The following is a 25,884-nucleotide window of genomic DNA, read 5'->3' as shown; positions in this document are numbered from 1 at the left end:
AGACACTACCCTTCAGGCTTTATTTTGTTTGCGAGGTCAGAATGCGGTAGATACCGTAACTGATCATCCCGAATGCCGTGAACCAGCTCATCACCGCGATATATTCAACGATATAGCCGGTCGGTATACCGAGATATTCGGTCTCGACCCCACGCCGCAGAGAGCGCTCAGCCAACTCAAAGATGCGCACACCCAGGAAATACATCGACGTGGAGATCACCAGCGCAGCCAGAAGCCCCAGCGCCTTAACCAGCTTGCTACCCAGGACACGGTCAAGAATATCGACAACGATATGCCCCCCGCGCCAGGTAACCACCGGCATTTCGGCGAAAATCATGATCGCCAGACCGATTTCCGTCAGCTCGGTGGCACCATCCACGGAATTACTGAACAGGTAGCGCCCGGCCACATCCACGCAGGTCAGCGCCATCAGAAAAAAGAGTACTGCTGCAGCCACTACTTCCAAGGCGAAGGCCAGCCAGCGGACCGGCCCCCGCTCGTCGTAGTGGGCATTAACCCATGCGACAATAGACATTTGAAGTACCTGTTACTGCTGCTCGCTGGCGTAGGTGTGGGCGATGCTCTGCAGGTCATCGATCGCTGCCTGGGCATCCACCCCGCGATCCTCGACACTCTTGACCCAGGCGTCGTTCATACCTTCGATCAGGGTGTTGAACTCGACCGCCATCGGATCGCCTTCTTTCACGTTGATAACGTTAACGCCGGTCTCCTGAGCTACTTTCAGGCCCTCTTCATCAAACGCATCCCAGGCCTTGCCGGCCATCTGCGACAGCTTTTCGCCGGAGACGCTGAGAATCGCCTCGCGGTCTTTCGGGTCAAGGTCGTCAAGGAAATCAGGATTCATAAAGATGGAGAAGCTGCCCAGGTACATGCCGCCCGGTAATACGGTCACGTTGGGTGCGACCTCGTGCAGGCGCAGCGCCTTCTGTTCACCCATCGGCAGGAATACGCCGTCAATAACACCCTGCTGCAACATCTCGTACACCTTGGGTGCCGGAGCCGCTACCGGGGTAATGCCCATGCGCTCACCAAGGTCGGTCTGGACGCCGCCGCCGATGCGGATTTTCTGTCCCTTGATCTGATCCCAGGAGGTGATCGGCTGTTTCGAGTGGATATAGCCGGGGCCATGGGTGAACATACCGATTACTTCCAGGCCAACAAACTCGTCACTGTCCTTGAAGTACTGGTCGTACACGCGCCATAGCGCCACAGAACCCGCTTCGGCCGTTACACCGAGACCCGGCTGCTCTACCACCTGCGGCAGCTTGAACCGGCCAGGCACATAGCCGTGATAGCTGAAGCTGGCGTCAACGATGCCGTCCTCGACCATCTGGAACAGGGTTTTCGGATGTCCCAGACCATCCTGGATTTCGACACGAACCCGCCCTTCCGTTGCCTCTTCAACCCACTTGGACCAGGTCGGCCAGACTACGGCATTCATCGGATTGGTCGGCGGCAACCAGGTACCCACATGGAGTACTGTTTCCGCGAAGGCGCTGCCCGACAGGGTCAGTGCGCCTACTGCAACGGTGGCTTTTATTTTTGAAATCAATTTATAGCCAGTCATTTTTACCTTTCCTCAGCTTGGTTTTATAGTTATTAATATATTAAGTTATTATTTTCATTCTTATTACCGCGCCGACTAACAGCGGCACGTACAAGCGAACAACCTGCCTCGCCTCAGGACTTGGCGAATAACGGGTGTATGTTGTTTTTGTTGAATTTCAACACCGGATCAAGCTCTGTCATCTCGAATGAGATCTGGCAGTATCCGTTATCGGTGATCGGCTTCATCCAGTCACACAGAATCTCGAACACCCGGGCGGCGACCTCTTTCTTCAACTCCATGTCACGGCCATGACCAATCTTCAGATTGAGGTTCAGGAACGCGAAATCCTCCCGCCCGTCTGCCACACGAAAGTCATTGCAACGGATGGCGCGGCTGCGCACCCCACCGATCGGGAAAGCGCCGGTTGAGACGACATACTCATGCAACGCTTTGAACAGTGGCTGAAAGTCCAGCTTGTCATGCAGGTTGCCCGAATATTCAACTATAAAGTGGGGCATTACGTCGTTTCCTGTTGTTATCAGTAGTTATCGGTATCTCAGATGCGCCTTACAGCCCACAGGCGGCAGGGACGCCGTCAGGGTTAGAAGCTAATTAACATATTAACTTTTGTCAATCAGAAGAAGGTTGATACCACTGAAGATGAACATCGATGGTTGACTTACTTAAGATGTTAACTAAAATGAGCTCATACCATTTGCAAACGAAGCCGCTCGGCTCCAGGCATATAGTTAATACGTTAATAATAAAGCAATGATCGCTCACCCGCGGCTAGAGCCAAGCAGAGGCCCGGCATGCAACGCAGCAATCATCAAGTTATCCGACAGAGATAAAGGTTAGGTCACAACATGTTGAGTAACGAGCAGATCCAAGCAGCAGCCAACCGGCTCTACCAGGCCGAAGTCGATCGTAAGCAGATTCCTGCGCTTACGCTGGAACACCCCGATATGACCATGGCCGATGCCTATGCCGTACAGAAGGCCTGGGTCGATCAGAAGATCGAAGCTGGTCGCTCCGTTATCGGCTACAAGGTAGGCCTGACCTCACGCGCCATGCAGATGGCGGTCAATATCGATCAGCCTGATTACGGTGTCCTGCTTAACGACATGCTGTTTGAAGACGGCGCCACACTGAAAGCGTCCGACTTTCTCGACCCCCGCATTGAGGTTGAACTTGCATTCGTACTCAAGGAACCGCTGTTCGGCGAAAACGTCAGCATCTTCGACGTCTACAATGCAACTGACTATGTTATCCCCTCTCTGGAGCTGATCGCGGCACGCTGCATGCGTACCGATCCGGAAACCGGCTACACCCGCAAGGTGTATGACACCATCGCCGATAACGCCGCCAACGCCGGCATCATCCTCGGCGGTCGTCCGATCAAACCCACCGAGATGGATCTGCGCTGGGCCGGTGCCGCGCTCTACCTGAACGGTCAGATCGAAGAGACCGGACTGGCCTCCGGCGTGCTGGGTCATCCGGCCAAGGGCATCAGCTGGGTCTGCAAGCGATTCGCACCCCACGGGGTGGGCCTGGAACCGGGTCAGATTATCCTCGCCGGCTCCTTCACCCGTCCGGTACCGGTCAAAGCCGGCGATACCATCCACGCGGACTTCGGTCCCCTGGGCGGTATCGGGCTGCGCTTCGAATAACAGGTACAGGAGAGATCTCTGATGGAGATGCCGAAAAACCGTTTCAAGCAGGGTCAGGCAAGCGGCCAGCCGCAGTACGGCCTCTGGCTGGGCCTGCCGGATAACAGCGCGGCGGAAATTGCCGCCCTGGCCGGTTTCGACTGGCTGCTGATTGATGGCGAACACGCACCGTTTGATCTGCGCACCATCATGAGCCATCTGCAGGCCGTGGCCCCCTATGACGTGGCGCCGATCGTGCGCTGCGTCGAGGGCGACACCGCGCTGATCAAGCAGCTGCTCGATATCGGCGTAGAAACCTTGCTGGTCCCGATGGTCGAAGATGCCGAACAGGCCAAACAGCTGGTGCGCGCCGTGCGCTACCCGCCGGAAGGCATCCGTGGCTTGGGCACCTCACTGGCCCGCGCCGCGCGCTGGAACCAGATTCCGGGTTACCTGAAAAAAGCCAACGACGAGATCTGCCTGATTGTGCAGGTGGAAACCGCCAGCGCCATGGAGAACCTGGATGAGATTCTCGCCGTCAATGGCGTCGATGGCGTGTTTATCGGGCCGTCCGACCTGTCCGCCTCCATGGGGTATATCGGCGATGCCGGCAACCCGGTGGTGGTCGAAGCGATCAATACCGGCCTGAACAAGATACGTGAAGCCGGCAAATACGCCGGTCTGCTCTGCCTCGACCCGTCACTGGCCGAGCAATACATCAGCCAGGGTGCCAGTTTCGTCGGCGTTGGTGTCGACACCATGATCCTGGCCCAGGCAACGCGCAAACTGGCTCAGCAGTTCAAGAGCGGCAAGCCGGTCGAAGATGAGAAGCCCCAGGCGGGCTACTGATCCGAGCTGACAGTTAAGAGACATAGGTTGAATATGACAACAAATACACTGGTTAACAGCAAACTGGTCTGCGTCGCACTGAACGACAAGGCCCAGCTGGCTGCACTCGAGAGCAGCTTTAACGAAGCGCCCTACAAAAAGCCCCCTACCCAGCCGGTTCTGTACTACAAGCCGCGTAACACCTGGAGCACCGATGGTGCCGAAGTCGAGTGGGCAAAAGACTTTGACGGTGTCGACGTGCCGGCCATGGCAGTGGGCGCCAGCCTGGGTGTAGTTATCGGCAAGGAGACCTGCCGTGTATCCGCTGACGAAGCGCTGGACTATGTCGGTGGCTACACCATCGTCAGCGACTTTTCCCTGCCGGAAGAGAGCTACTACCGCCCCGACATCAAGGGCAAGTGCCTGGATGGTTCAGCCCCTGTCGGTCCGGAGATCATTCCCGCTGACAAGATCGCCAACCCGGATGCGCTGCGCGTAACCCTCAGCGTCAACGGCCACCTGAAAAGTAATTTCGAACTGGCTGATATGCAGCGCAGTGTTGCCGAGTTGATCAGCATTATTTCACGCATCATGACCCTGCAGCCGGGCGAAATCATTGCCGTAGGCTTCGCCGGTGACCGCGTTGCCGTTGCCAAGGGCGAAAAAGTAGATGCACAGATCGAGGGTGTAGGCACCCTGACAAACACACTGGGAGGTGCCTGAGCCATGAGACACGCACGTATTGTTTTTGACGGCCGCGAACTGGATATCGACATCTCTGCCGACGACCGCATCACCACCACCGAGGGTGAAGTGCTGGACGTGGCACTGGACTCCGACCAGATCACCTGGCTGCCGCCGGTGAAACAGCCGGGCACCATCTTCGCGCTGGGTATCAACTATGCCGATCACGCCAGCGAACTGGCATTTGAGCCGCCGAAAGAGCCGCTCATCTTCGTCAAGCACGCCAACACGCTGACCGGCCATAAACAGGTCAGCTACCGTCCCGACAACATCGACTATCAGCACTACGAGTGCGAGCTGGTCGCCGTGATCGGCAAGACAGGTAAGAACATCAAGCGTGAAGATGCACTGGATTACGTCGCCGGCTACACCGTCTGCAACGACTTTGCGATCCGCGATTACCTGGAAAACTACTACCGCCCCAACCTGCGCGTAAAAAGCCGCGATTCGCTGCTGCCGATGGGTCCCTGGATCGTTGATACCGCGGATATCCCTGATGCCAACGCGCTGAAGCTGACCACTACGGTCAACGGCAAGCTGACTCAGGACGGTACCACCAAAGATATGATCTTTGATGTGCCTTTCGTTATCGAATACCTCAGCAAGATCATGACCCTGAACCCGGGCGACATGATCTGCACCGGTACACCCCACGGTATCGTTGACTGCCAGCCGGGCGACACCGTCGTTTGCACCATCGAAGATATCTGCTCACTCGAGACCCGCATGGTCAGCGAGCAGGAATACTACGGCGACAAATACTAAGAATAAAACCCGTCCCGGGCGCCGAGCAAAGGTGCCGGCACCGGGATCAGACTGACCGGGAGACAAACAATGAGCGATACACTGGATACCAACCTGTCACGCGCCCAGCAATACCTGGAGCGTTTCAAGAACAACACCACCGGCCATTACATCAACGGTGAATTCACCCTGGGTAACGGCGGCAGCGAGTACGACAACTACACCCCGACCGACAACAGCTCTATCGGTAAGGTCATGGCCGGTTCTGTCGCTGACATGGATGCTGCCTGCGAAGCGGCCGAGAACGCCTTCGAAGAATGGTCTTCCATGCCGGGCGCAGAGCGCAAGCGCCTGCTGAACAAGTTCGCCGACCGTCTGGTTGAGCGCGCCGACGAGATCGCACTGGTTGAGTCCATGGACTGTGGTCAGGCGATCCGCTTCATGAAGCAGGCTGCCGTACGTGGCGCCGCCAACTTCCGCTTCTTCGCCGACAAGGCACCGGAAGCACAGAACGGCCTGGCGCTGCATCAGGACGAGCACACCAACTACACCGTGCGTAAAGCGATCGGTCCGGTCGGCATCATCACGCCGTGGAACACGCCGTTCATGCTCTCCACCTGGAAGATCGCTCCGGCACTGGCCGCTGGCTGTACCGTGGTACACAAGCCGGCCGAGCTGACCCCGCTGAGCGCCTACATCCTGGCGGAAATCGCTGACGAAGTACTGCCCAAGGGCGTATGGAACATGGTTAACGGCTTCGGCGAGACTGCCGGCAAGCGCATGACCGAGCACCCGGCGATCAAAGCCGTTGCCCTGGTCGGCGAATCCGCTACCGGTTCCCACATCATGCGTCAGGGTGCTGACACCCTGAAGCGCATGCACTTCGAACTGGGCGGCAAGAACCCGGTAATCGTATTCGACGATGCCGACTTCGAACGTGCTCTGGACGCTGTCGTGTTCATGATTTACAGCCTCAACGGCCAGCGTTGCACCTCCTCCAGCCGTCTGCTGATCCAAAGCGGTATCCGTGACAAGTTCATGGCAGCCCTGGAGCAGCGTGTACGCAACCTGAAGGTTGGTCACTCTCTGGACCCGAACACCGAAGTCGGCCCGCTGGTTGCTACCGAGCATTACAAGAAAGTACTGAGCTACTTCGATATCGCTAAAGAAGACGGTGCCAACATCGCTGTCGGCGGCAAGCGCATCGATGAAGCACGTGGCAACATCGACCCGGCCGGTAACTACCTGGAGCCGACCCTGTTCACCGGTGCCAACAACAAGATGCGCATCGCCCAGGAAGAGATCTTTGGCCCGGTACTGACCGCTATCTCCTTCGATACCGAAGAGGAAGCGATCGCCATCGCCAACGATACCGAGTACGGTCTGTCCGGTTACATCTGGACCGAGAACACCGGCCGCGCCATGCGTATGGCCAAGCATGTCGAAGCTGGCATGCTGTGGGTGAACTCCGAGAACAACCGTAACCTGCCGTCTCCGTTCGGTGGTATCAAGATGTCCGGTATCGGTCGCGACGGTGGTGACTGGAGCTTCGACTTCTACATGGAAACCAAGAACGTCTGCATCGCACACGGCACCCACCGCGTACCCCAGCTCGGTAAAGGCTGATCTGCTAGCAGAGTGTTAGACTGATTGCGTATCGGGCGGGCCTCACCCTGGCGCCCGATACGCCTTTTCGGCTGACGAGATAGCACGTGAACGACTCCCGCCACGATGAATGGATTCCCAACCTGATCCTGGGACAGGATTACGATCAACGCTACGTTGATGCGCCGATCCACTACGATGTGCTGGAAAACCTGGCTGACTTTTTTGGCCGCGATATGCCGGTGCACCGACACGCCCAGTATATGCAGATCCACTATATCGACCGTGGTGAAATCAGCTTTCATATCGACGACAAGATCTACCACGTAACAGGCCCCGCCTGTTTTCTGACGCCACCCTCCGTCCCCCACTCCTTTCTTTCAGAACCCGATGCCAAGGGGCATGTGCTGACCATTCACCAGTCCATTGTCTGGCAACTGATGAAAGACGGACTGGAGCAGGAGATCGAGAACAGCCTCAGTGAAGGGATCTGTCTGGAACGCGCCAGTCTGAAGGATGAGCAGCGCGGTCATTGGATAAGAGTGGCGCAGAACCTGCGCAACATAAGCGTCGAATGGACTCAGGATCTAGTTGCCAAGAATCTGGCCCTGGATTCCCTGGTACGCCTGTTGATCATTCGCATTGCACGACTGGCCCACAAGCGCGCCGAAAGCACCACCGTGAACAACGACGATCTGCGGCTGTTTCACGGCTTTTCCGACCTGATAGAGGAACACTACCGGGATCACTGGCAACTGCCCAGGTACACGGAAACCCTCGGCATCTCTGAAAGCAGGCTAAACCAACTGTGCCAGCGCATCTCCAACCGCTCGCCCAAAAAGCTGATCCACGATCGCATCATCCGGGAAGCGAAAAGGCTGTTAACCTTCAGCAACCTGACCAGCAACGAGATCTGCTATGAACTCGGCTTTGCCGATCCGGCCTACTTCTCGCGTTTTTTCAAAAAACACACCGGCGTCACATCCCAGGCGTACCGCAAGCAGCCTTGATCGCAGCCTGAAAAGCGGCTGCAACCGCTTTAGCCTTACGGCAAAATGCTGTCGTGGCATTACGTACACCACGACAGCCCCGCATTAACCGGCCGCTTAGAAAGGTACGACCAGACGCAGTGTGGCACCATCCACGGCAATACCGTTATCGACACTCAGGTCACGGGTATATTCAGCCTGAACCTGGAGCGATTTACCCAGCCAGCGCGTATAACCGATACTGGCGGTATCGGTATCCATTTCAGAATTCGCAAGGGTTATACCATTGAGCGACTCTTCACCGCCGATCTGTTTCGCATAACGCCCCCAGACATAGCTTGCCGGGCTCAAGTCATAAGAGAGCATCGCTGACAGACGATAGGCTTCATCTTTCGACAGCGTATTACTGCCGAGGAAATCGTCATTGTCACCGTACCACTGTACCTCGCCGACAATATCCAGATAGAGATTGTCGGTCAGTCCTTTCACATAGCCCGACTGCAGCACGAAACTGTAACGGTTCGCGCCCACATTGACCGCCTGGTTATCGTCATACTCACCGGTCGGCAGGTAAACAAACGGCGTCAGACCGAACCACTCCCGGTTCTGCTGGTCGGCTACCGGCCAAAACGTGGAACCGATAAAAATATCACCGAGACCGCTGCTGTCCTGCCCCTGGATACCCACATCCAGGTCGACCACGGGAATAATGATCTGCGGATCCGCCGGCATACCGAACAGTTCGGTGAAATGGATCAGACGTTCAATGACAGCGTTGGCTTCGAGATCGCCATTTTTCGCAACTTTATCGCCGTCTGCGTACACATCATCACCGGAGCGGTGGTCGAAATAGGTCACAGACAGATTGACCCCGGCCGGGGCCGGAATGTAGTCGCGCGGGTGGACCGTTTCAGCAATAGCGAAAGCCTGTTGGCTCAACAGTACTGAGCCTAGCGTTGCCACAGCAGGAAATAGCTTTTTAGCGAGAAATTTCATCTTATTATAAACCCGTTCTGATTATTATGGACCTTCGCACTTTTTTAAATCTGATAACACGCCATTTTATACTCTGTGTTTCAGCACTACGCCGAGTATCCACAGAGTTAAACTAGGGTGTATTCGCAGATTCTTTGCAAAGCAAACCGGCGATAGAAATAAAAATCAGAAAAATAGAAGTCTTTATAACCCCCGATGCCGCCCAGGGTTAAAGCGTTTCATTATTATCTCTAACCTGATATTCCTGTGCCGATAATGCTGAGCGCTACATATGCATGGCTAGCGTACGTTGACTGGGAATGACCCGCTTGACCGGCTTTGCCAACGAGTTGACTGAGAGCAGCAATTTGGCTTGAAATGACAACAGTTAGATAAGGGGATGTGTTGACCTGTCCATTGTATTTGAAGACATTTTCGGCATCGGAACAGGCAAACCGGTCGATCCGGCTCTAAAGACACCAGGAGTACCCTGGGGAAGGGATTCAAAGCCGCAGGCGGCGACTCAAGACTTGATATCTATGTGAAAAACCCGAGGTACCACACACCTTTTCGCAGCACCCCGATTATAATTTTAGTCTTATCAGCTTAGCTGCTGTAAAGACCTGCGCGTTTCAACAGGGCTCTCGCCATATTGTGACTTGTAACGCCTACTGAAGTGAGACGCGTCGTTAAAACCCCATTTAAACGCGATTTCACTGATACTGCGGTTCGACAGTGAGGGGGTGAGTATCTCCTTTCTACACCGCTCCAAACGCTGCTCCCATATATAGTTCTGAACGCTGAATCCGTTTTCCGCGAACGTACGCTGGAGTTTACGGGTCGAGCTGTTTAACTCTTTTGCCAGCTGCGCTGTCGTTAATAATTCATCCTGCAGATGCTGCTCGATATAGCGGCGACAAAGACGCCATAAATCCAGGTCGGGGTTAGCGGAACAGATGTTGGAGATCAGTGCGCCGACCTGCTCAAGCAGATCGCTGGCTCTTGAGGCCTGCTGGTTCGCATTGCCGCTCTGATCCATGATTGCGCCGAGCTGCTGAAAGAGCGCCTCGTTACTGGTATCGGAAAAGCGGGTATCCCGGTGCAGATGCAATAAATTTCCGCGTTTCCAGTCTCGCAGATACTGCTTGGCAACCGGCTCGGGCAGGTCCATGACCACCATTTCCATATCAGCCGGAAATCCCTGGCCATAGGGCATCAGCGTATCGTAGAGAATGATGTCGCCCGGTGCGTGTTGAGCGCAGCGCGTACCCTGATAAGAGAACCCCTCCCCCGCCAGCATGAAACAGAGAAAAACGGAATGGCGGTCATCACTCTGAATATCGGCCTGACTGCGTTGTACCGAGTGGGTGTTGGCGCGGATTTGATTGAGCCGCATCCTGTCCAGGTCGAGGTGACGCAGGGACGCTTCGATTCCCTCATTGACGGCCGCCGGGCAGTCGACCCTGATAACCCGCTTGCTGACATGGTTAAGCCAGAAACCGCGCCGTTCGCCAAGAGGAATGTCATTGGTTGATATCCAGCCTCCACCAGACCCCGCTAGCCCCAAGTTCTCCATGCTGACCTCTTGTTTCTTGTTATGTGAGGATCGGCGCAACAACTGATCAGATTGCGCACATTGTTTAGTGAATATATTAAATAGATTATTGCTTATGTAAACAGTCACGCCATCTCGTTCGTCCGGCGCGACCTGTCTGCACCTGTCATAAGGTTTCAGCGAGACAACTCCGAGGCACTGTCAGTCAAGCGATGAAATTCCCCCCTTTGTAGTCTCCCAGGTCAATCGGAGAGGCCCGATTACTGTCGATCCGTTATTAACAAGAACAAAGAGAAAAGGTTATGAATCAACCAGACTATGTTGTGGTCGGGGGAGGATCCTCCGGGTGCGTAATGGCTCACCGCCTCGCCATGGCGGGTAAGCAGGTGCTGCTGCTTGAAGATGGGCCTGCTGACAATTCACTCTACATCCACATGCCCGCTACCTTCGTGAAGGTGATCGGTACCAAGCGCACCGTAATCTACGAAAGCGACCCCCAGCCCGGGGTTAACGGGCGTATCTCCTACGTGCCACAGGGGCGCACCCTGGGGGGCGGCAGCTCTGTTAATGCGATGCTCTACATCCGCGGCCAGCGACAGGATTACGATGGATGGGAAGCACTGGGATGCGACGGATGGGGCTGGGACAAGGTCCTGCCCGCCTTCCGCAAGGCGGAAAATAACATGCGCCTCAGTGACGAATACCATGGCACCAATGGCCCGCTGCGCGTCAGCGATACCCGTTTCCGTCACCCGCTGAGCCTGGCCTTTGTAAAAGCAGCCCAGCAGTGCGGTTTGAAGTACAACGATGACTTCAACGGTGAAGACCAGGCCGGCGTCGGTTTTTACCATACCACTACCTTCAATGGTCAGCGCGGCAGTACCGCTGCAACCTACCTGGCAGCCGTGAAGGACAAGCCCAACCTGGAAATACAGACCGGCTGCTACGTACGCAAGCTGATCTTCAATGAAGACAAGCGGGTGACCGGCGTTGAATACAAGGATGGTAAAGGCGAAATCCGCAGCGTGAATGTGCGTGAAGAGGTGGTGCTCTGCGCCGGCGCGCTGTCAACGCCGAAGATTCTGATGCTGTCCGGCATAGGTCCGACCGCCGAGTTGAGCAAACACGGCATCAAGCCGCTGGTGACTCGTGAGCAGGTGGGCCAGAACTTTCAGGATCATCTCGAAGTCGGCGTCTACGGACGTACACGCAACCCGGTCAGCCTCTATGGCAACGACCAGGGAATCAAGGCGCTTAAGCACGGACTGCAGTGGACCCTGTTCCGCACCGGTATGCTGACCTCGAATGTGGTTGAGTCCGGACTGTTCGCGGATACCGGCGGCGAAGGACGCCCGGACATTCAGTTCCATGTGGTGCCCACCCTGATGGGGGATGTGGATCGTGAACCGATCGAGGGCCATGGTCTGACGCTCAGCCCCTGCTTCCTGCGACCAAAATCCCGCGGCTCGGTACGCCTGCGCAGCGCCAATCCGGAAGATTCAATGCAGTTCGACAGCGGCGCCCTGTCTGAACAGAGCGACGTGGATGCCCTGGTCAGAGGGGTACGCCTTGCCCGCAAGATCCTGCGTGCTCCGGAACTGGCCAAGGTCATCGAGCATGAGCTCAAGCCATCCGCAGAGGAGGAGATCTCCGATGCAGAGCTCGAGGCCCATGTTCGCAGCCACGCCAAAACGGTCTACCACCCGGCGGGTACCTGCCGTATGGGCTCTGACAGCGACGCTGTCGTGTCTCCCACCCTTGAGGTCAATGGCGTGAAAGGTGTTCGCATCGCCGATGCGTCGATCATGCCGACCCTGGTATCCGGCAATACCAACGCTCCGGTCATCATGATTGCCGAGCGCTGTGCCGATTTTATTCTGAATCAGACTGAGTCCCAGAGCGGCGGGAGAGCTGTAGCATGAAGATCAATACCTATGAAAACCGGCTGCTGCTGGTGATGTTTATCTGCTTTGGCTTCGTGTTCTTCGATCGCCTGGCACTGTCGTTCCTGTTTCCGTTTATTTCGGAAGAGTTGAACCTGAACAACTCTCATCTGGGCATGCTGTCTTCCACTCTCGCCTTGATGTGGGCCATTTCCGGGGCAACCCTGGGCCACTACGCCGACAGAAAAGAATCCAAGAAACTGATACTGATTATCTCGGTTATCGCCTTCACGCTCTTCTCTGCCCTGTCCGGCATGGTGACTTCGTTTATTACCCTGCTGATATTCCGCGCCTTCATGGGCGTCGCTGAAGGCCCGGTTCTGCCCATCTCCCAGAGCCTGCTCGCCTCAGCGTCTACCCCCAAACGCCGTGGCCTGAATATGGGCCTGGTCAACGCCTCGGCACCGGGTTTGATCGGCGCTGTTATCGCGCCTCCCGTCCTGATCTGGATAGCCACCGAATATGGCTGGCGCAGCGCGTTCTACGCCACCATTATTCCCGGCCTGGTTATCGCACTGCTGATCGCCCTGTTCGTACGCAACAAACATGCGCACGAGGATATGCCGCAAGCTCCTGAAGGTACGCCGCGTCCGAGTTACATGAGCCTTCTGAAAAACCGCAACATCGTGCTCTGCGTACTGATCTCCTGCTTCTATATTTCCTGGTTTATCACCCTGATCAGCTTTACCCCGACCTTCCTGATGCAGGTGAAAGGGTTCAGCCCCGAAACCATGGGCGGAATAATGGGCAGTCTGGGTGTTGCCTGGATGGTCTGGGGCTTCGTGATTTCAGCGCTGTCAGATCGGTTTGGCCGCAAGCCGATGCTGATCCTGTTTTCGTTGCTGGCAACCGCCTGCCCGATGGTCCTGCTCTACGTTGACTCCGCTGCCACGATGCTGCCCCTGGTCTTCCTGACCTACACGGGTCTTGGCTGTTTCACGCTGTTTATGGCGACCATCCCCGCCGAGACCGTATCGCCGACCCAGGTTGCCACGGCGCTGGGCCTGATCATGGGCGTGGGTGAACTGTTCGGAGGGTTTGTCACCCCGACCATCGCCGGCTTCGCCGCTGACTCTTACGGGCTCGGGATCGTCATGTGGATCGCCGCCGCTGGCTCCCTCATGGCGACACTGCTTGCGTTCTTCCTGACCGAAACAGCACCGGCGAAGCGACGCGAGGATAGTGAAGCCAGCCTGGCATTGATGAGCTGAACAGAGTCAGCGCCACGCAACGCCAATTAATTCAGGAGCACTCAATGGATTTTTCTGCCTGTAATCTCTTTATCGATGGTGCCAAGGTAGCCGGCCTAGGCGACGCCTTTGATGTCATCAACCCGGCCACGGAACAGCCCCTGGCCAGCGGTAATACGGCATCGGTCGAACAGCTGAACCAGGCCGTAGACGCAGCTCGCCGCGCCTTTCAAACCTGGCGTCAAACAACGGATGCAGACCGCACCACCCTGCTGCACAAAATCGCGGATGCGATCGAAGCGAACGCCGATGAACTGGCTCGCATTGTGGTCCAGGAACAGGGCAAGCCCCTGTTCCTGGCGCAGGGCGAAGTCGGCGGCGCCGTCGCCTGGACCCGTTACAATGCCGACCTGGCAATACCGGTCAAGGTGATCGAGGACAGCGAACACAAACGCATCGAAGCACAGCGTAAACCCCTGGGGGTCGTCGCCTCCATCACTCCCTGGAACTGGCCGTTGATGATCGCCATCTGGCATATCATTCCGGCCCTGCGTAGCGGTAATACCGTCGTCTGCAAACCCTCCGGCCTCACCCCGCTGAGCACTTTGCGTCTGATCGAGCTGATCAACGACGTACTGCCGGCCGGAGTGGTGAATATGGTCACCGGTGAGCGCGAAATCGGCGAAGCCATCAGCCTTCATCCCGGTATCGACAAGGTGATCTTCACCGGATCCACGCCGACCGGCCAAAATATCATGGCCAACGCGGCGAGCAACCTGAAACGCCTGACCCTGGAGCTGGGCGGCAACGATGCGGCCATCGTGCTGCCCGGTACCGACGTGGACGCCGTAGCGGAAGGTATATTCCAGACCTCGTTCCTGAACATGGGACAGACCTGTGCTGCCCTGAAACGCCTCTATGTGCATGAAAGCCTGCACGACGCACTCTGTGAAAGGCTGGCAAGCCTGGCCAAAGAGCAGGTACTGGACAACGGATTGAATGAAGGGGTCACCTTCGGCCCGGTGCAGAACGCCAGGCAGCTTCAGGTGGTCAGTGAACTGGTCGAAGACGCCAAAGCGCAGGGCGCCCGCATTCTCAGTGGCGGTGAGCCACTGCAGCGCGAAGGTTACTTCTACCCGCCCACCATCGTCACTGAAGTCAGCAACGGCGTGCGCCTGGTAGACGAAGAACAGTTCGGGCCTGCCCTGCCGGTGATCCGTTACCGTGATCTGGACGATGCGGTGCAGATGGCCAACGACTGCAGCTATGGACTCGGCGGTTCAGTCTGGGGGCCGGACCCGGCAGCAGCCGAGGCTGTCGCGCGCCGACTGGAGTGTGGCACGGTCTGGATCAATGGCCATGCCGAAGTACTGCCCCACGCCCCGTTTGGCGGTTGCAAGTTATCCGGTTTGGGTGTCGAGTTCGGCGTCGAAGGTCTACTGGAGTATACCCAGTTACAGATCATCAACTCTAACCGGTAGATAGCAGGTTCAACCTCAGCTTGCTTCATGGCGACCTACCCTGGTACGTCATTCTTATGCCCCCTCGGGGGCATTTTTTGTTGTCGCTCCCTGACAGCGAGTCCATGTGAAAGTTGTCCCTTAATCGCGACCCTGTCAGCGGCTGATCCCAGCCTAATACTGATCATGGTCAATAGATAAGCCGTTAACCGCTCGCCTGCAGAAAAGTACATTGACGCTAAAACCCGGAATTTATACTTTAGTTAATATATTAATTACCAACAAAATACTGTGCCCTTCAATCCAGTAGCCAATTATAAAAAAGAGGAAACCGATCATGGGTAAACTCGTCTTCGCTGCAAAAGTCACCCACGTCCCCACCATGCTGTTATCGGAAAAACCGGGGCCTCTCGAAGGCTGCCGACAGAGTGCTATCGACGGTCATCGCGAGATCGGCGACCGCATGCGTGAACTGGGCGTGGATACCGTTATCGTTCTCGACACGCACTGGTTGGTCAATGCTGGTTTTCATATCAACAGTAACGCTCATTTCAAGGGCGTCTATACCAGCCACGAGTTCCCCCATTTTATCCAGAACCTGGAATATGAATATCAGGGCAACCCGGCGCTGGGTGATGCGATTGCCGCGATCGCCAGTGAAAAAGGGGTCTTCACCCTGTCTCACCAGGTTGAAACTCTGGACCTGGAATATGGCACCCTGGTTCCCATGCATTACATGGATCCGGAGGCCCGCATGAAAGTGGTCTCGGTCGCCGCCTGGTGTACTGTCCATAGCCTGAATGATTCCCGCGTACTGGGCGAAGCGATCGCCGAGGCGGTCAAGCAGTGCGAAGGTAAGGTCGCACTGATCGCGTCGGGTTCACTGTCCCACAAAATCTGGGAAAATGAGCTGTACGAAGCGAACAACGGCTCCTTTACCATCTCCCGCGAGTTTAACCGCCAGGTCGATCTTCGTGTTCTGGAACTGTGGCAAAACGGTGAGATCGACACCTTCCTGAAAATGCTGCCGGAATACGCGCAGTTCTGCTGTGGCGAAGGTGGCATGCACGACACGGCGATGCTTTTCGGCGCACTGGGGTGGGATCAGTATCAGGGTAAAGGCGAGCTGCTTGGCGAGTACTTCCCAAGCTCAGGTACAGGCCAGGCCAATGTAGTTTTCCCGGTTTGACCTTAAGGATTCTATAGATCACTTCAGCCATTCCGGTTGGTTCTTTCCACCCGGAGTGGCATTTTATGGCTGTTTGTTTTTTATTATTTATATAGAAGCTCAGCGGTTTATTTTCTACTCCGATAAATGGCCGAACTGGTGATCCACAGCCTTTTCTGGTTAATCCCCTCTTAGGTTACAGAAACCCTTTAAAAACAATAACCAAGTAGATAAAAAGCCGGTGAATCATTAGAAGAAAAAACGCTCAAACCTTTCAACCCGCATTTTTACCAGGTATGCACCCCGCTAATGCCTGCAAATCCGGATGGTTGTAGGGTGCTGAGCAGCAATCTCCGTCAAGCGCAGTCTTTGCTGACCAGAAACCTTGCCGATTAAACGCCTGCCTAATTTGCCTACCGGTCATACTGAACAGGTTGTTACATTCAGAATGGCAGTCGCCCCTCAACGATCAGTGCGAACAGCTGGTTCTGAGTGCCTATACCCACTTTTTCATACAGGTTGCGCCGGTGTGTCAGCACCGTGTTGACGCTGATTCCCAGATCCAGTGCGATCGCCTCGGAGTTGTAACCGAGCACAATCCTCGCCCCCACATCCATCTCCCGTGCGGTAAGCAGTTCACCGCAGGCCCCCTGCAGACGTGACATCACCCAGGGCAGGTCGAACTGCACCTGCTGCTGGCCGGCGAAGGTAATATGCCGTTCCAGGATAGACGCCAGCACCGCACCACCCTGCTCTAGGGCTTGCGCATTCAGCGCGCGTCGTGACTGGTCGTGCAGTTTGTAAAGGTTGAGGCAGAACGGCTGGCCGTTACTCACCCCCATGAAGGCGATCTTCTCGCGTATACCGCAGCGTTCCATCAACTGCTGGCGGTATTCCGGGTCGTGCAGTTCTTCAACCTGCTGCTGGCGAATCTGCAGACCGATTTTACGCTCGCGCCCCTGCAGACAGGCCAGATTGGGATCACGCTCGTAATACACCTCGTCGTAGAGACGGCGGCATTCGTGTGCCAGTCCACTGCCGATGGAGCCGGTCGTAAACAGGGTATAGGGATTTTTCTTGAAGGATGGATAGGACACGAGAACGCAGTGATCCGCGCCTGTCAGGCGGTGCATGCTCTGGCTCAGCGTTTGATCGAAGCGGCGCTGACCGACGCTGGCGATCAGGTGTTCAAGTGGCCACTGGTCAAGTGTTGGGGTCATCTGACGGCCTATTCTGCTGTCGTTATTGTTATACGCGCCGCGTTTTTCGCGGCCGGGACCGATGGCTGCAGTATTGCATGCGGCGACTTGAATATCGAGCCTCACAAGATCTTGTGAGTGCCGCCAACAAGCTCCTCCGTTAGGTTGGTCACACAGGCTAGGCAATAACAAGAATCCAGGAGAGCCGCATGTCACTGACAAGAGCCCAACGCGCCGCACAGAAAGCCGGACGCACCATGGCCAACCGCCACACCCCCTTTATCTATAACGAATGGTACGTCGTCGCACTGAGCCGCGAAGTGAGCCGGGAGCTGACACCGCGTACAGTGCTCGGCCGCCAGTTGGTACTTTTCCGCAAGGAGGACGGCACCCCGGTCGCCCTCGATAATCGCTGCGGTCACCGCTCCTTTCCGCTGTCACGCAGCAGCCTTGAGGGTGATACCGTCGTCTGCGGCTATCACGGCCTGCGCTACAACGACGAGGGCGTCTGTGTCGAGGTACCCTCACAGTGCAACTGCCCCAGCATCTCGATCCGCAGCTACCCGCTGCACCAGCAGGGACCGGTAATCTGGATCTGGATGGGCGAAGCCGAAGAGGCGGATGTGAGCAAGATACCGGCGATGCCGATGCTCGAAGAGGGGTGGGTAACATCGGAAGATTACATGCCGCTCAAGGCGAGCTACGTTTACCTGCACGAAAACCTGCTCGATCTCACCCACCTGAGTTTTCTGCATGCAAAAACCTTTGGTACGCCCGACTATGCCCGTGCCGAGTTCGACACCGACATCGGCGAGGACCGCTTTATTCTCAAGCGCTATGTAGTACCCACCCGTCTTCCCCCGGTCTGGGCAAAACCGACCGGACTCGAAGGCAAGGATGCTGCACGTATCACCACGTCGGACTTCGTCTCCCCGGCTCTGCATATCGTTCATGGCGAGTTCTACGATATCGCCCTGAGTGAAGCCGAAAGACCCGACCAGCGCATCAAGACCGCGCATATCCCGACACCGGAAACGGCAACCTCAACCCATTATTTCGTTGTCCACGGCCGCAACTTCGCGCTGGAGGAAAACGATGTGACCGAGTTCATGCACGAACAGCTGATGGCGGCCTTTGACGAGGATGTGGTCGGCCTGGAAGCGATGGAAGAACTGCTTGCATCGCGCAGTGACGATGACGATTTTTTCGAAATTTCGCTGAAAGCCGATTCCGCCAGCGTCTCCATGCGCCGCTACTTGAAACGCCGGGCCGAAGCGGAGGCTGCGCAGCGAGAATCAGAACAGGAGCCCGCAGTCGCCCGCAAGGTACAGGTGGTTTCCGCCTGACGCTATCGAAAACAGGGTGGAGAGCCAGCCGTGATCGCAGCAAAACGCTCGCAGTAAAACAAGGCGCCCTCTCCGCTGAAAACCTCCGCAAGCTAACCAATAACAATAAGTAAGGTAATCGCTATGCTGAAAAGAAACGCCCTCGCAACCGCACTCGCCACACTCACACTGACAGGCAGCCTGAGCGCCTACGCCGATGAGCCGATTGTCATGCACGTGGCGACCGCCGGCCCTCCGGGACACGTACAGAACAGCGTCGTGTTTCCGACCTGGGGCAAATGGATCGAGGAAGCGACTGAAGGTCGCGTCAAAATGAAACTCGAATACGGTCTGGGAGACCAGAGCTCCTATTTCACCCTGGTTGAAGATGGCGTCGCCGATGCGGCCTGGAGCTTCCACGGCTATGTGCCTGGACGCTTTCGTCTGACCCAGATGGTGGAACTGCCGAACGCCGGCGTAAATGCCGAAGCCGCCTCCGCAGCCTACTGGGACGTTTATCAGCAATACTTCGCTGACGCGAACGAACATGCCGGCGTTGAGCTGATGGGCTTGTTCACCCACGGACCTGGCCAGATTTTCAGTAGCGAGCCGGTGGAATCCCTGGCTGACCTCAAGGGGCAGAAGATACGTCTGGGGGGCGGCATCCAGAAGGAGATTGGCGAACGTCTTGAGGTCACCGCGGTTGGAGCACCGGGACCGAAGGTCTACGAAATGATGCAGCAGGGCATCGTCGATGGTGTCTTTATGCCGACGGCAAGCGAGAAAGACTTCCGCCTGGCGGAAGTGGCACCGCACCTGACCCTGATGCCGGGTGGTCTTTACATGGGCAGCTTTGCGATCGTGGCCAGTGAAGATTTTCTTGACCAGCTGACACCAGAGGACCGCCAGGCGATCCTGGACGTTTCCGGCGCGCGTCTATCCACACTGGCGGGCCGCGCCTGGGACCAGTCAGACGAGAACGGTCTCGCCGAAGCCGAGAAATATAATGTCAGCATCAAGCGCGTCTCTGCAGATTCGCCCCTGGCCAGAGAGTTCACCGAACTGACAGCGGGTCTCGATCAGGAGTGGATCGACAGTGTCAGCGATCTCGATGTCAATGCGGAAGCCGCCCTCAAGGCGTTCCGCCAGGCCGCCCAGTCATACCCGGTCACAAACAGCGCTACCGCAGCGCGCTGATACCCTTGCCGTTAAAGCCTCCGCTCTGACGCGGAGGCCTCTCCACCCTGCCTGCCATCTACCTGTCGAAAGCCGTACGTACTTTCGTAGAACTAGACATTACTTAATATATTAATAACAATAGCATCGAAAATAACACTCTGAATTATCCAGGGTCCGCTGGCGGACCTGGCCACCGGCACGGTATGCATCTATGCGTAAATTCGACGATTCCATTCCTCTGAAACTGCTTAAAGCGCGTGAAGTAACCATGGGCTTCTTCCGCCCTATACTTCAGGAAATTCCGATGACCGAACAGCAATGGCGAGTCATCCGTGCCCTGAATGAACATGAGGAGATGGAGTCCAAGCAACTTGCGGATCTTTGCTGCATCCTGAGCCCCAGTCTTACCGGCATTATCAACCGTCTTGAGCAACAGGGTTACATCAACCGGCGCAAGTCACCGGAAGATCAGCGCCGCACGCTGATCAGCCTGACCGATAAAGCCAAGCGCATGTTTGCGGAGCTTAGCCCCCGGCTGGAACAGCGTTATCGTGACTTGGCTGATGAACTCACTCCCGAAGACCTGGCAATGCTGCATAAACTGCTGACCAAAGTCTGCAACATAAAACCCTAAACCCCTCACCCGCTAACCCTGCATCTTCATGTTGACATTAGTTAACATGTTATCTAAAGTCTTTAGTTAACATGTTAACTATAAAAGTCTTTAGGTGGCCTTTGGAAAACACCTGCTTACTCCCGATGAGCAAGACAGGTTCAGCGTTTTCCATTACACCTCCTGCGACAACTTGCGGAGACCCCAGATGCTGAAAGCGACGTACCCCTACTACCTGGCCAACGAAGCCCAGGCCCCCAATCAGGATCTTGCCATCTATGACAAATACTCCGGTGAGGTCGCAACCCGTGTTGCCCTCGCCGACGCGAATGCTATCGATGCGGCCATAGCCGCTGCCGATGCAGCCGCCGAGCCGATGAGCAAACTGCCCGCCTACAAGCGCCAGGATATTCTGAACCACTGCGTCAAGCGTTTCGAAGAGCGTTTCGAGGAACTGGCGGAAGCCTTGTGCATCGAAGCCGGCAAACCGATCAAGGATGCCCGCGGCGAAGTGACCCGCCTCATCGACACCTTCCGTATCGCCGCTGAAGAAGCGGTACGTATCGGCGGTGAGGTGATTCCGATGGATATCACCCCCCGCGCCGAGGGTTACACCGGCATGTGGAAGCGCGTCCCGATCGGCCCCTGCTCCTTTATTTCGCCGTTCAACTTCCCGCTTAACCTGGCCGCTCATAAAGTGGCACCGGCTATCGCGGCGGGCTGCCCGTTCGTTCTCAAACCAGCAAGTCTGACGCCGATCGGCGCACTGATCATCGGTGAAGTGCTGGCGGAAACGGACCTGCCGAAAGGAGCTTTCTCGATCCTCCCCTGCCGCCGTGACGGTGCTGACCTGTTCACCACTGACGACCGTCTGAAGCTGCTCAGCTTCACCGGTTCCCCGGAAGTGGGTTGGGACCTGAAAGCCCGTGCCGGCAAGAAGCCCGTGGTTCTGGAACTGGGCGGTAACGCAGCCTGCATCGTTGACGAGGGAACCGATATTGACGACGCGATCAGCCGCATCGTTTTCGGTGCCTACTACCAGTCCGGCCAGAGCTGCATCAGCGTGCAGCGCATCATGGTTCACGAGGCACACTATGATGAAGTCCGCGAGAAGCTGTCAGCGGCGGTTCAGGGCCTGGTCCACGGCGACCCGAAAGATGAAAACACCTTTATCGGCCCGATGATCTCCGAGAAGGAAGCCACCCGTCTGCACGATTGGGTAGTGGAAGCGAGAGAGTCCGGAGCGAGCGTACTGGCCGGCGGCGAGCGTGACGGCGCCATGCTGCAGGCGACACTGCTGGCTGACGTGGATCCTTCCCAGTCTGTCTGCACCCAGGAAGCCTTCGGCCCGGTGGCTATTCTGTCCAGCTTCAACGATTTTGATGCGGCACTTGAAGAGGTCAACAACTCCGACTTCGGCCTGCAGGCGGGCATTTTCACCCGCGATATCTACAAGATCCAGAAAGCCTGGAACGAACTGGAAGTCGGCGGCGTGGTTATCGGCGACGTGCCCTCATGGCGCGTGGATCACATGCCTTATGGCGGCGTAAAGGATAGCGGTCTCGGCCGTGAAGGTGTGCGCTATGCCATCGAGGATATGACCGAGCTGCGTCTGCTGGTGATCCGCGAACCCAAGTGATACCAGGATCGATATGACTACCCGCGCCACTCATACACCATCGGTCGCACTGCTGACACTGATCGCCATGGCCAGCCCCCTGGCGCTGAACCTGTTCGTGCCAGCGATGCCCGATGCGGCGCGGGAGTTCGGCACCGATGTTAGCGTGATCCAGCTGAGCTTTACCGCTTACCTGTTCACGCTGGCTTTCGGTCAGCTGCTTTCCGGGCCGCTGGCCGATCATTACGGTCGGCGCCCGATACTGCTGCTGGGTCTGGCCCTGCATACCGGCGGCAGTCTGCTGGCAGCCTTCGCCGGCGACGTCAGCCACCTGATAGCCGGACGTGTGCTTCAGGCCCTCGGCGGTGCCGCCGCGATGGTGCTGGCGCGCACCATCATTCTTGATATCCATGGACGTGAAGGCGCTGCGGCCCGCATGGGCTACATCGTTATGGCGATCGCCATTGCACAGTCGATCGCACCGGCACTGGGGGGCTATCTGAACCTCTGGGTTGGCTGGAACGCCATCTTCTATGTATCCATCGTCATGGGTGCATTCGCCTGGATCGCTATCCTGCTGCGGTTACCGGAAACCTGCCGCGAAAAAAGCGACAGTCTGCAACTCAAGCCGGTGGTGCAACGTTATCTGGGCGTTTTCAAATCGTCCGGCTATATTGGGTACGCACTTTCGACCACGTTTATCGCTGCGGCGTTTTACATGTTCGTCGGCACGGCACCCTATATTGTTGACAGCCTGGGCGGCAACTCGGCGCTGTTTGGCACCTGGTTTCTGGCCGTTTCGTTCGCATTTATGGCCGGTAGTTTCCTGTCCACCCGAATCGCAAAACGGGTGAGCGTCGACCAGGCGGTCCTGCTCGGCAACTCGGTATCGCTGGCCGGTGCAATCCTGCTGCTGGCATTCACTCTGCTGGGCCCGCTGAGTTTTGCCACCCTGTTTCTGCCAGTGGCGCTGGTCACCTTTGGCCGTGGGCTGAGCCAGCCCAATGCCCAGGCTGCCGCTATCGGCTGCTCCCCGACCTCGGCCGCAACCGCGTCCGGGCTGATGGGGTTTATTCAACTGCTGACCGGCGCAGTCATCGCACAGCTTATGCCCCTGCTGATTGGTGAGGGGGTGCTGCCGATCGCGCTTTGTATTCTGCTGGCTCCTGTGGCCGCTCTGCTGTCTCACCGATACGCCGTAACAAAAAATCGCACCGCCTCGCCATCATCCGAAGCCGTTTGATCGAGCCGGTATACTCGAAGATAGAATTATAAAGATAGAGGAAAGCATCATGGGTAAACTGGCCCTCGTCGCAAAAATCACCCACGTACCTTCCATGTACCTGTCCGAGCTGGACGGTCCGCAGAAAGGTTTCCGCCAGGCGGCCATCGATGGTCATATCGAGATCGGCAAACGCTGCCGCGAACTCGGCGTCGATACCATCGTTGTTTTCGATACCCATTGGCTGGTCAACGCGGGTTACCACATCAACTGCGCGCCGCACTGGGAAGGTAACTACACCAGTAACGAGCTGCCGCACTTCATCTCCAACATGGAGTTTGAAATGGACGGTAACCCGGAACTGGGCCGTATCCTCGGCGAAGAGTGTAACCGCCAGGGCGTGGAAACACTGGCGCACGACAGCACCACCCTGGCGCCGGAATATGGCACCCTGGTACCGATGCGGTACATGAACCAGGATCGCCACTTCAAGGTGATCTGTGTATCCGCCCTGTGTACCGTTCATTACCTGAATGATTCCGCCCGCCTGGGCTGGGCCATGCGCGAAGCGATCGAGAAGCACTACGACGGTACCGTAGCCATCTTCGCCAGTGGTTCTCTGTCACACCGCTTCGCCCAGAACGGTCTGGCACCGGAATTCGCCAACAAAATCTGGAGCCCCTTCCTCGAAACCCTGGATCACGAAGTGGTCGAGATGTGGAAACGGGGCGACTGGAAAACCTTCTGCGAGATGCTGCCCGAGTACGCCGCCAAAGGTCACGGCGAAGGCTTCATGCACGACACAGCCATGATGCTGGGCGCGCTCGGCTGGTCCGACTACGAAGGCCAGGCGGAGATCCTGACCCCCTACTTCGGCAGCTCCGGCACCGGTCAGATCAACTGCGTATTCCCGGTCACTCCGCAAACCGGCGATGCCGTACCCGGCCCCCAGGCATCGGTTGAAAGCGGATTCGCGCCGGGCGCCAGCCGACTGTAAAACAGCGGTTGAAGATTCACTCTGGTACACACCGGCTTTAACGGTGTTTAGGACCCGCTGCTGCGGGTCTCTTTATTTGAGGAAGAGTATGTCTACTCTTGAACGGCCACACCGGCTGATTGTCCTGCTGGCAGCGCTGCAGGCTTTTGGCCCACTATCGATCGATATGTATCTGCCGGGGCTGCCACAGATCGCCGAAGAGCTGGGCGGTGCCGAATCCAGCGTGCAGATGACCATCAGCTTTTTCCTGATCGGCCTGTTTATCGGCATGCTGCTCTACGGTCCATTGTCGGACAAGTATGGTCGACGTCGCCTCCTTCTCGGCGGCATGACTCTCTATGTTATTGCCAGCCTGGGTTGCGCCCTGAGTTCCGGCATCGAACAGCTGGTGGCGCTACGCTTTGTCCAGGCGCTTGGCGGCGCAGCCGCTTCAGTCCTTGGGCGCACCATTGTGCGTGACCTCTTTCCTCTCGACGAATCAGCCCGGGTGCTGTCACTGATGCACCTGGTCACCATGCTGGCGACCCTGGCAGCGCCACTGTTCGGCGGTTACATGTTGCTGTTGGCGGGGTGGCGCTCACTGTTTATCGTACTGATGCTATTTGCCACGATAACCCTGTTTTTTACCGCCTGGAAAATACCGGAGACCCACCGGGGCGCCTCGCGCAACGCCAGTATTCTGGCCGTGTTTACCGCCTACCTGCGGATCGCGCGACACCCGCATGCGATCGGTTACGCGCTCTGCATGGGACTGGGTTTTGCCGGCATGTTCGCCTTTATAACCGCCTCCCCCTTCGTCTATATCAATTATTTCGGCGTTGAACCCACCCACTACGCCTGGCTGTTCACGCTGAATATTCTGGGCGTCATTGTATGCGTGACGCTCAATGCACGCTTCGTTAAGCGCCTGGGCACCCAGGCCATGTTGCGGCTCGGCAGTGGCCTGGCAGCACTGTCCGGCGCCGCCTTGCTGTTTACCGGCTTGACCGGTTTCGGCGGATTAACCGCGATTGTGATCGCAATACTGGGGTTCATGTCGGTGACCGGCGTACTCGGTGCAAACTGCATGGCCAGCCTGCTTGCACGTTACCCGGAGCAGGCAGGCGCAGCGGCGGGACTTGCCGTGGCGGCACAGTTCGGTCTGGGTGCAATAGCGAGTTCGCTGGCCAGTGGCCTGCACGACGGTACACCACTGCCAATGACAATGATCGTAGGGCTCTGCGGTATCGGCTCACTGCTGGCGCTGCTGCTGACCCGGTCAAGGGCCAATAGTAAAGAAGGAGTTAAAGAAGCGCCTTGAAGAAGGGAGTC

The 25,884-nt window shown here is 56.8% G+C and carries 23 protein-coding genes; 17 read left to right on the top strand and 6 right to left on the bottom strand.

Annotated features, from left to right (window positions below; translation table 11 throughout):
• Positions 1 to 19: 19 nt before the first annotated feature.
• The 3 genes from ACQUQP_RS10850 to ACQUQP_RS10840 all read right to left on the bottom strand — a co-directional run bounded on the left by ACQUQP_RS10850 (position 20) and on the right by ACQUQP_RS10840 (position 2,088).
• Complete coding sequence (locus tag ACQUQP_RS10850) at positions 20 to 535, bottom strand: TRAP transporter small permease (protein WP_432695047.1); 516 nt, start codon at positions 533 to 535, stop codon at positions 20 to 22.
• A gap of 12 nt (positions 536 to 547) precedes the next feature.
• Positions 548 to 1,588 (bottom strand): TRAP transporter substrate-binding protein, encoded by a 1,041-nt coding sequence (locus ACQUQP_RS10845; RefSeq protein ID WP_432695046.1) that lies wholly within the window; start codon positions 1,586 to 1,588, stop codon positions 548 to 550.
• Positions 1,589 to 1,701: 113 nt separating this feature from the next.
• Positions 1,702 to 2,088 carry a 5-carboxymethyl-2-hydroxymuconate Delta-isomerase gene (locus tag ACQUQP_RS10840; protein ID WP_432695045.1) on the bottom strand — a complete coding sequence of 129 codons (387 nt, stop codon included), beginning with the start codon at positions 2,086 to 2,088 and terminating at the stop codon, positions 1,702 to 1,704.
• A gap of 348 nt (positions 2,089 to 2,436) precedes the next feature.
• Here ACQUQP_RS10840 and hpaH point away from each other — a divergent pair, with 348 nt between their 5' ends.
• The 6 genes from hpaH (at position 2,437) to hpaA (ending at position 8,150) form a co-directional block, all read left to right on the top strand.
• Positions 2,437 to 3,240, top strand: coding sequence for a 2-oxo-hept-4-ene-1,7-dioate hydratase (gene hpaH / locus ACQUQP_RS10835; RefSeq protein ID WP_432695044.1), 804 nt, complete (start codon positions 2,437 to 2,439; stop codon positions 3,238 to 3,240).
• A gap of 21 nt (positions 3,241 to 3,261) precedes the next feature.
• Positions 3,262 to 4,068: a 4-hydroxy-2-oxoheptanedioate aldolase gene (gene hpaI / locus ACQUQP_RS10830; RefSeq protein ID WP_432695043.1), complete on the top strand. Its 807-nt coding sequence runs from the start codon at positions 3,262 to 3,264 to the stop codon at positions 4,066 to 4,068.
• A gap of 33 nt (positions 4,069 to 4,101) precedes the next feature.
• Positions 4,102 to 4,770 (top strand): fumarylacetoacetate hydrolase family protein, encoded by a 669-nt coding sequence (locus ACQUQP_RS10825; protein WP_432698694.1) that lies wholly within the window; start codon positions 4,102 to 4,104, stop codon positions 4,768 to 4,770.
• A gap of 3 nt (positions 4,771 to 4,773) precedes the next feature.
• Positions 4,774 to 5,556, top strand: coding sequence for a fumarylacetoacetate hydrolase family protein (locus tag ACQUQP_RS10820; RefSeq protein WP_432695042.1), 783 nt, complete (start codon positions 4,774 to 4,776; stop codon positions 5,554 to 5,556).
• Positions 5,557 to 5,625: 69 nt separating this feature from the next.
• Positions 5,626 to 7,161, top strand: a complete 1,536-nt coding sequence (gene hpaE, locus ACQUQP_RS10815) for a 5-carboxymethyl-2-hydroxymuconate semialdehyde dehydrogenase (RefSeq protein WP_432695041.1) — start codon at positions 5,626 to 5,628, stop codon at positions 7,159 to 7,161.
• Between the two features lie 86 nt (positions 7,162 to 7,247).
• Positions 7,248 to 8,150: a 4-hydroxyphenylacetate catabolism regulatory protein HpaA gene (gene hpaA, locus ACQUQP_RS10810; protein ID WP_432695040.1), complete on the top strand. Its 903-nt coding sequence runs from the start codon at positions 7,248 to 7,250 to the stop codon at positions 8,148 to 8,150.
• 96 nt (positions 8,151 to 8,246) lie between these two features.
• Here the strand turns inward: hpaA and ACQUQP_RS10805 are convergent, their stop codons facing one another.
• Positions 8,247 to 9,068, bottom strand: coding sequence for a transporter (locus tag ACQUQP_RS10805; RefSeq protein ID WP_432695039.1), 822 nt, complete (start codon positions 9,066 to 9,068; stop codon positions 8,247 to 8,249).
• 637 nt (positions 9,069 to 9,705) lie between these two features.
• Entirely contained in the window at positions 9,706 to 10,788 is a 1,083-nt protein-coding gene (locus ACQUQP_RS10800) for a helix-turn-helix domain-containing protein (protein WP_432695038.1), read from the bottom strand.
• Between the two features lie 173 nt (positions 10,789 to 10,961).
• Between ACQUQP_RS10800 and ACQUQP_RS10795 the strand changes: the two genes are divergently transcribed.
• From ACQUQP_RS10795 to hpaD (ACQUQP_RS10780), 4 genes are all read left to right on the top strand, one after another.
• A complete protein-coding gene (locus ACQUQP_RS10795; protein WP_432695037.1) occupies positions 10,962 to 12,581 on the top strand; it encodes a GMC family oxidoreductase in 1,620 nt (539 codons plus the stop codon).
• Positions 12,578 to 13,813 (top strand): MFS transporter, encoded by a 1,236-nt coding sequence (locus tag ACQUQP_RS10790; protein WP_432695036.1) that lies wholly within the window; start codon positions 12,578 to 12,580, stop codon positions 13,811 to 13,813. Before ACQUQP_RS10795 ends, ACQUQP_RS10790 begins: the two co-directional genes overlap by 4 nt.
• A gap of 44 nt (positions 13,814 to 13,857) precedes the next feature.
• The gene (locus tag ACQUQP_RS10785; protein WP_432695035.1) at positions 13,858 to 15,273 is read left to right on the top strand and encodes an aldehyde dehydrogenase family protein; all 1,416 of its coding nucleotides are present in this window, start codon (positions 13,858 to 13,860) and stop codon (positions 15,271 to 15,273) included.
• 316 nt (positions 15,274 to 15,589) lie between these two features.
• Positions 15,590 to 16,441: a 3,4-dihydroxyphenylacetate 2,3-dioxygenase gene (hpaD, locus tag ACQUQP_RS10780; RefSeq protein WP_432695034.1), complete on the top strand. Its 852-nt coding sequence runs from the start codon at positions 15,590 to 15,592 to the stop codon at positions 16,439 to 16,441.
• Positions 16,442 to 16,863: 422 nt separating this feature from the next.
• Here hpaD (ACQUQP_RS10780) and ACQUQP_RS10775 read toward each other — a convergent pair whose 3' ends face one another.
• Positions 16,864 to 17,640 carry a response regulator transcription factor gene (locus tag ACQUQP_RS10775; protein ID WP_432695033.1) on the bottom strand — a complete coding sequence of 259 codons (777 nt, stop codon included), beginning with the start codon at positions 17,638 to 17,640 and terminating at the stop codon, positions 16,864 to 16,866.
• A 188-nt stretch (positions 17,641 to 17,828) separates the two neighbouring features.
• Here ACQUQP_RS10775 and ACQUQP_RS10770 point away from each other — a divergent pair, with 188 nt between their 5' ends.
• The 7 genes from ACQUQP_RS10770 to ACQUQP_RS10740 all read left to right on the top strand — a co-directional run bounded on the left by ACQUQP_RS10770 (position 17,829) and on the right by ACQUQP_RS10740 (position 25,873).
• A complete protein-coding gene (locus ACQUQP_RS10770) occupies positions 17,829 to 18,965 on the top strand; it encodes a Rieske 2Fe-2S domain-containing protein (RefSeq protein ID WP_432695032.1) in 1,137 nt (378 codons plus the stop codon).
• A 123-nt stretch (positions 18,966 to 19,088) separates the two neighbouring features.
• On the top strand, positions 19,089 to 20,141 hold the full coding sequence (locus ACQUQP_RS10765) for a TRAP transporter substrate-binding protein (RefSeq protein WP_432695031.1): 1,053 nt from the start codon (positions 19,089 to 19,091) through the stop codon (positions 20,139 to 20,141).
• A 193-nt stretch (positions 20,142 to 20,334) separates the two neighbouring features.
• On the top strand, positions 20,335 to 20,757 hold the full coding sequence (gene hpaR, locus ACQUQP_RS10760) for a homoprotocatechuate degradation operon regulator HpaR (RefSeq protein ID WP_432695030.1): 423 nt from the start codon (positions 20,335 to 20,337) through the stop codon (positions 20,755 to 20,757).
• A gap of 187 nt (positions 20,758 to 20,944) precedes the next feature.
• On the top strand, positions 20,945 to 22,375 hold the full coding sequence (locus ACQUQP_RS10755) for an aldehyde dehydrogenase family protein (RefSeq protein WP_432695029.1): 1,431 nt from the start codon (positions 20,945 to 20,947) through the stop codon (positions 22,373 to 22,375).
• Positions 22,376 to 22,388: 13 nt separating this feature from the next.
• Complete coding sequence (locus ACQUQP_RS10750; protein WP_432695028.1) at positions 22,389 to 23,597, top strand: multidrug effflux MFS transporter; 1,209 nt, start codon at positions 22,389 to 22,391, stop codon at positions 23,595 to 23,597.
• Between the two features lie 49 nt (positions 23,598 to 23,646).
• Positions 23,647 to 24,573, top strand: coding sequence for a 3,4-dihydroxyphenylacetate 2,3-dioxygenase (gene hpaD, locus ACQUQP_RS10745; protein ID WP_432695027.1), 927 nt, complete (start codon positions 23,647 to 23,649; stop codon positions 24,571 to 24,573).
• Between the two features lie 88 nt (positions 24,574 to 24,661).
• Entirely contained in the window at positions 24,662 to 25,873 is a 1,212-nt protein-coding gene (locus ACQUQP_RS10740) for a Bcr/CflA family multidrug efflux MFS transporter (RefSeq protein ID WP_432695026.1), read from the top strand.
• Positions 25,874 to 25,884: the final 11 nt, after the last annotated feature.

Origin of the sequence: Marinobacterium sp. YM272 (assembly GCF_050908845.1) — a bacterium.
In the GTDB taxonomy this organism is placed as follows: domain Bacteria; phylum Pseudomonadota; class Gammaproteobacteria; order Pseudomonadales; family Balneatricaceae; genus Marinobacterium_D.
Note: the sequence above shows the minus strand (reverse complement) of the source record. Positions and strands in the feature narration are given on the sequence as shown.

Bases quoted from the DNA above. Each gene is read 5' to 3' on its own strand.
- ACQUQP_RS10820 (WP_432695042.1), top strand. From the start codon at position 4,774: ATGAGACACGCACGTATTGTTTTTGACGGCCGCGAACTGGATATCGAC.
- hpaE (WP_432695041.1), top strand. From the start codon at position 5,626: ATGAGCGATACACTGGATACCAACCTGTCACGCGCCCAGCAATACCTG.
- ACQUQP_RS10790 (WP_432695036.1), top strand. From the start codon at position 12,578: ATGAAGATCAATACCTATGAAAACCGGCTGCTGCTGGTGATGTTTATC.
- ACQUQP_RS10755 (WP_432695029.1), top strand. From the start codon at position 20,945: ATGCTGAAAGCGACGTACCCCTACTACCTGGCCAACGAAGCCCAGGCC.
- ACQUQP_RS10840 (WP_432695045.1), bottom strand. From the start codon at position 2,088: ATGCCCCACTTTATAGTTGAATATTCGGGCAACCTGCATGACAAGCTG.
- ACQUQP_RS10765 (WP_432695031.1), top strand. From the start codon at position 19,089: ATGCTGAAAAGAAACGCCCTCGCAACCGCACTCGCCACACTCACACTG.
- ACQUQP_RS10795 (WP_432695037.1), top strand. From the start codon at position 10,962: ATGAATCAACCAGACTATGTTGTGGTCGGGGGAGGATCCTCCGGGTGC.
- ACQUQP_RS10845 (WP_432695046.1), bottom strand. From the start codon at position 1,588: ATGACTGGCTATAAATTGATTTCAAAAATAAAAGCCACCGTTGCAGTA.
- ACQUQP_RS10850 (WP_432695047.1), bottom strand. From the start codon at position 535: ATGTCTATTGTCGCATGGGTTAATGCCCACTACGACGAGCGGGGGCCG.
- ACQUQP_RS10770 (WP_432695032.1), top strand. From the start codon at position 17,829: ATGTCACTGACAAGAGCCCAACGCGCCGCACAGAAAGCCGGACGCACC.
- hpaD (WP_432695027.1), top strand. From the start codon at position 23,647: ATGGGTAAACTGGCCCTCGTCGCAAAAATCACCCACGTACCTTCCATG.
- hpaR (WP_432695030.1), top strand. From the start codon at position 20,335: ATGCGTAAATTCGACGATTCCATTCCTCTGAAACTGCTTAAAGCGCGT.
- hpaH (WP_432695044.1), top strand. From the start codon at position 2,437: ATGTTGAGTAACGAGCAGATCCAAGCAGCAGCCAACCGGCTCTACCAG.
- ACQUQP_RS10740 (WP_432695026.1), top strand. From the start codon at position 24,662: ATGTCTACTCTTGAACGGCCACACCGGCTGATTGTCCTGCTGGCAGCG.
- ACQUQP_RS10825 (WP_432698694.1), top strand. From the start codon at position 4,102: ATGACAACAAATACACTGGTTAACAGCAAACTGGTCTGCGTCGCACTG.
- ACQUQP_RS10785 (WP_432695035.1), top strand. From the start codon at position 13,858: ATGGATTTTTCTGCCTGTAATCTCTTTATCGATGGTGCCAAGGTAGCC.
- hpaD (WP_432695034.1), top strand. From the start codon at position 15,590: ATGGGTAAACTCGTCTTCGCTGCAAAAGTCACCCACGTCCCCACCATG.
- ACQUQP_RS10750 (WP_432695028.1), top strand. From the start codon at position 22,389: ATGACTACCCGCGCCACTCATACACCATCGGTCGCACTGCTGACACTG.
- hpaI (WP_432695043.1), top strand. From the start codon at position 3,262: ATGGAGATGCCGAAAAACCGTTTCAAGCAGGGTCAGGCAAGCGGCCAG.
- ACQUQP_RS10775 (WP_432695033.1), bottom strand. From the start codon at position 17,640: ATGACCCCAACACTTGACCAGTGGCCACTTGAACACCTGATCGCCAGC.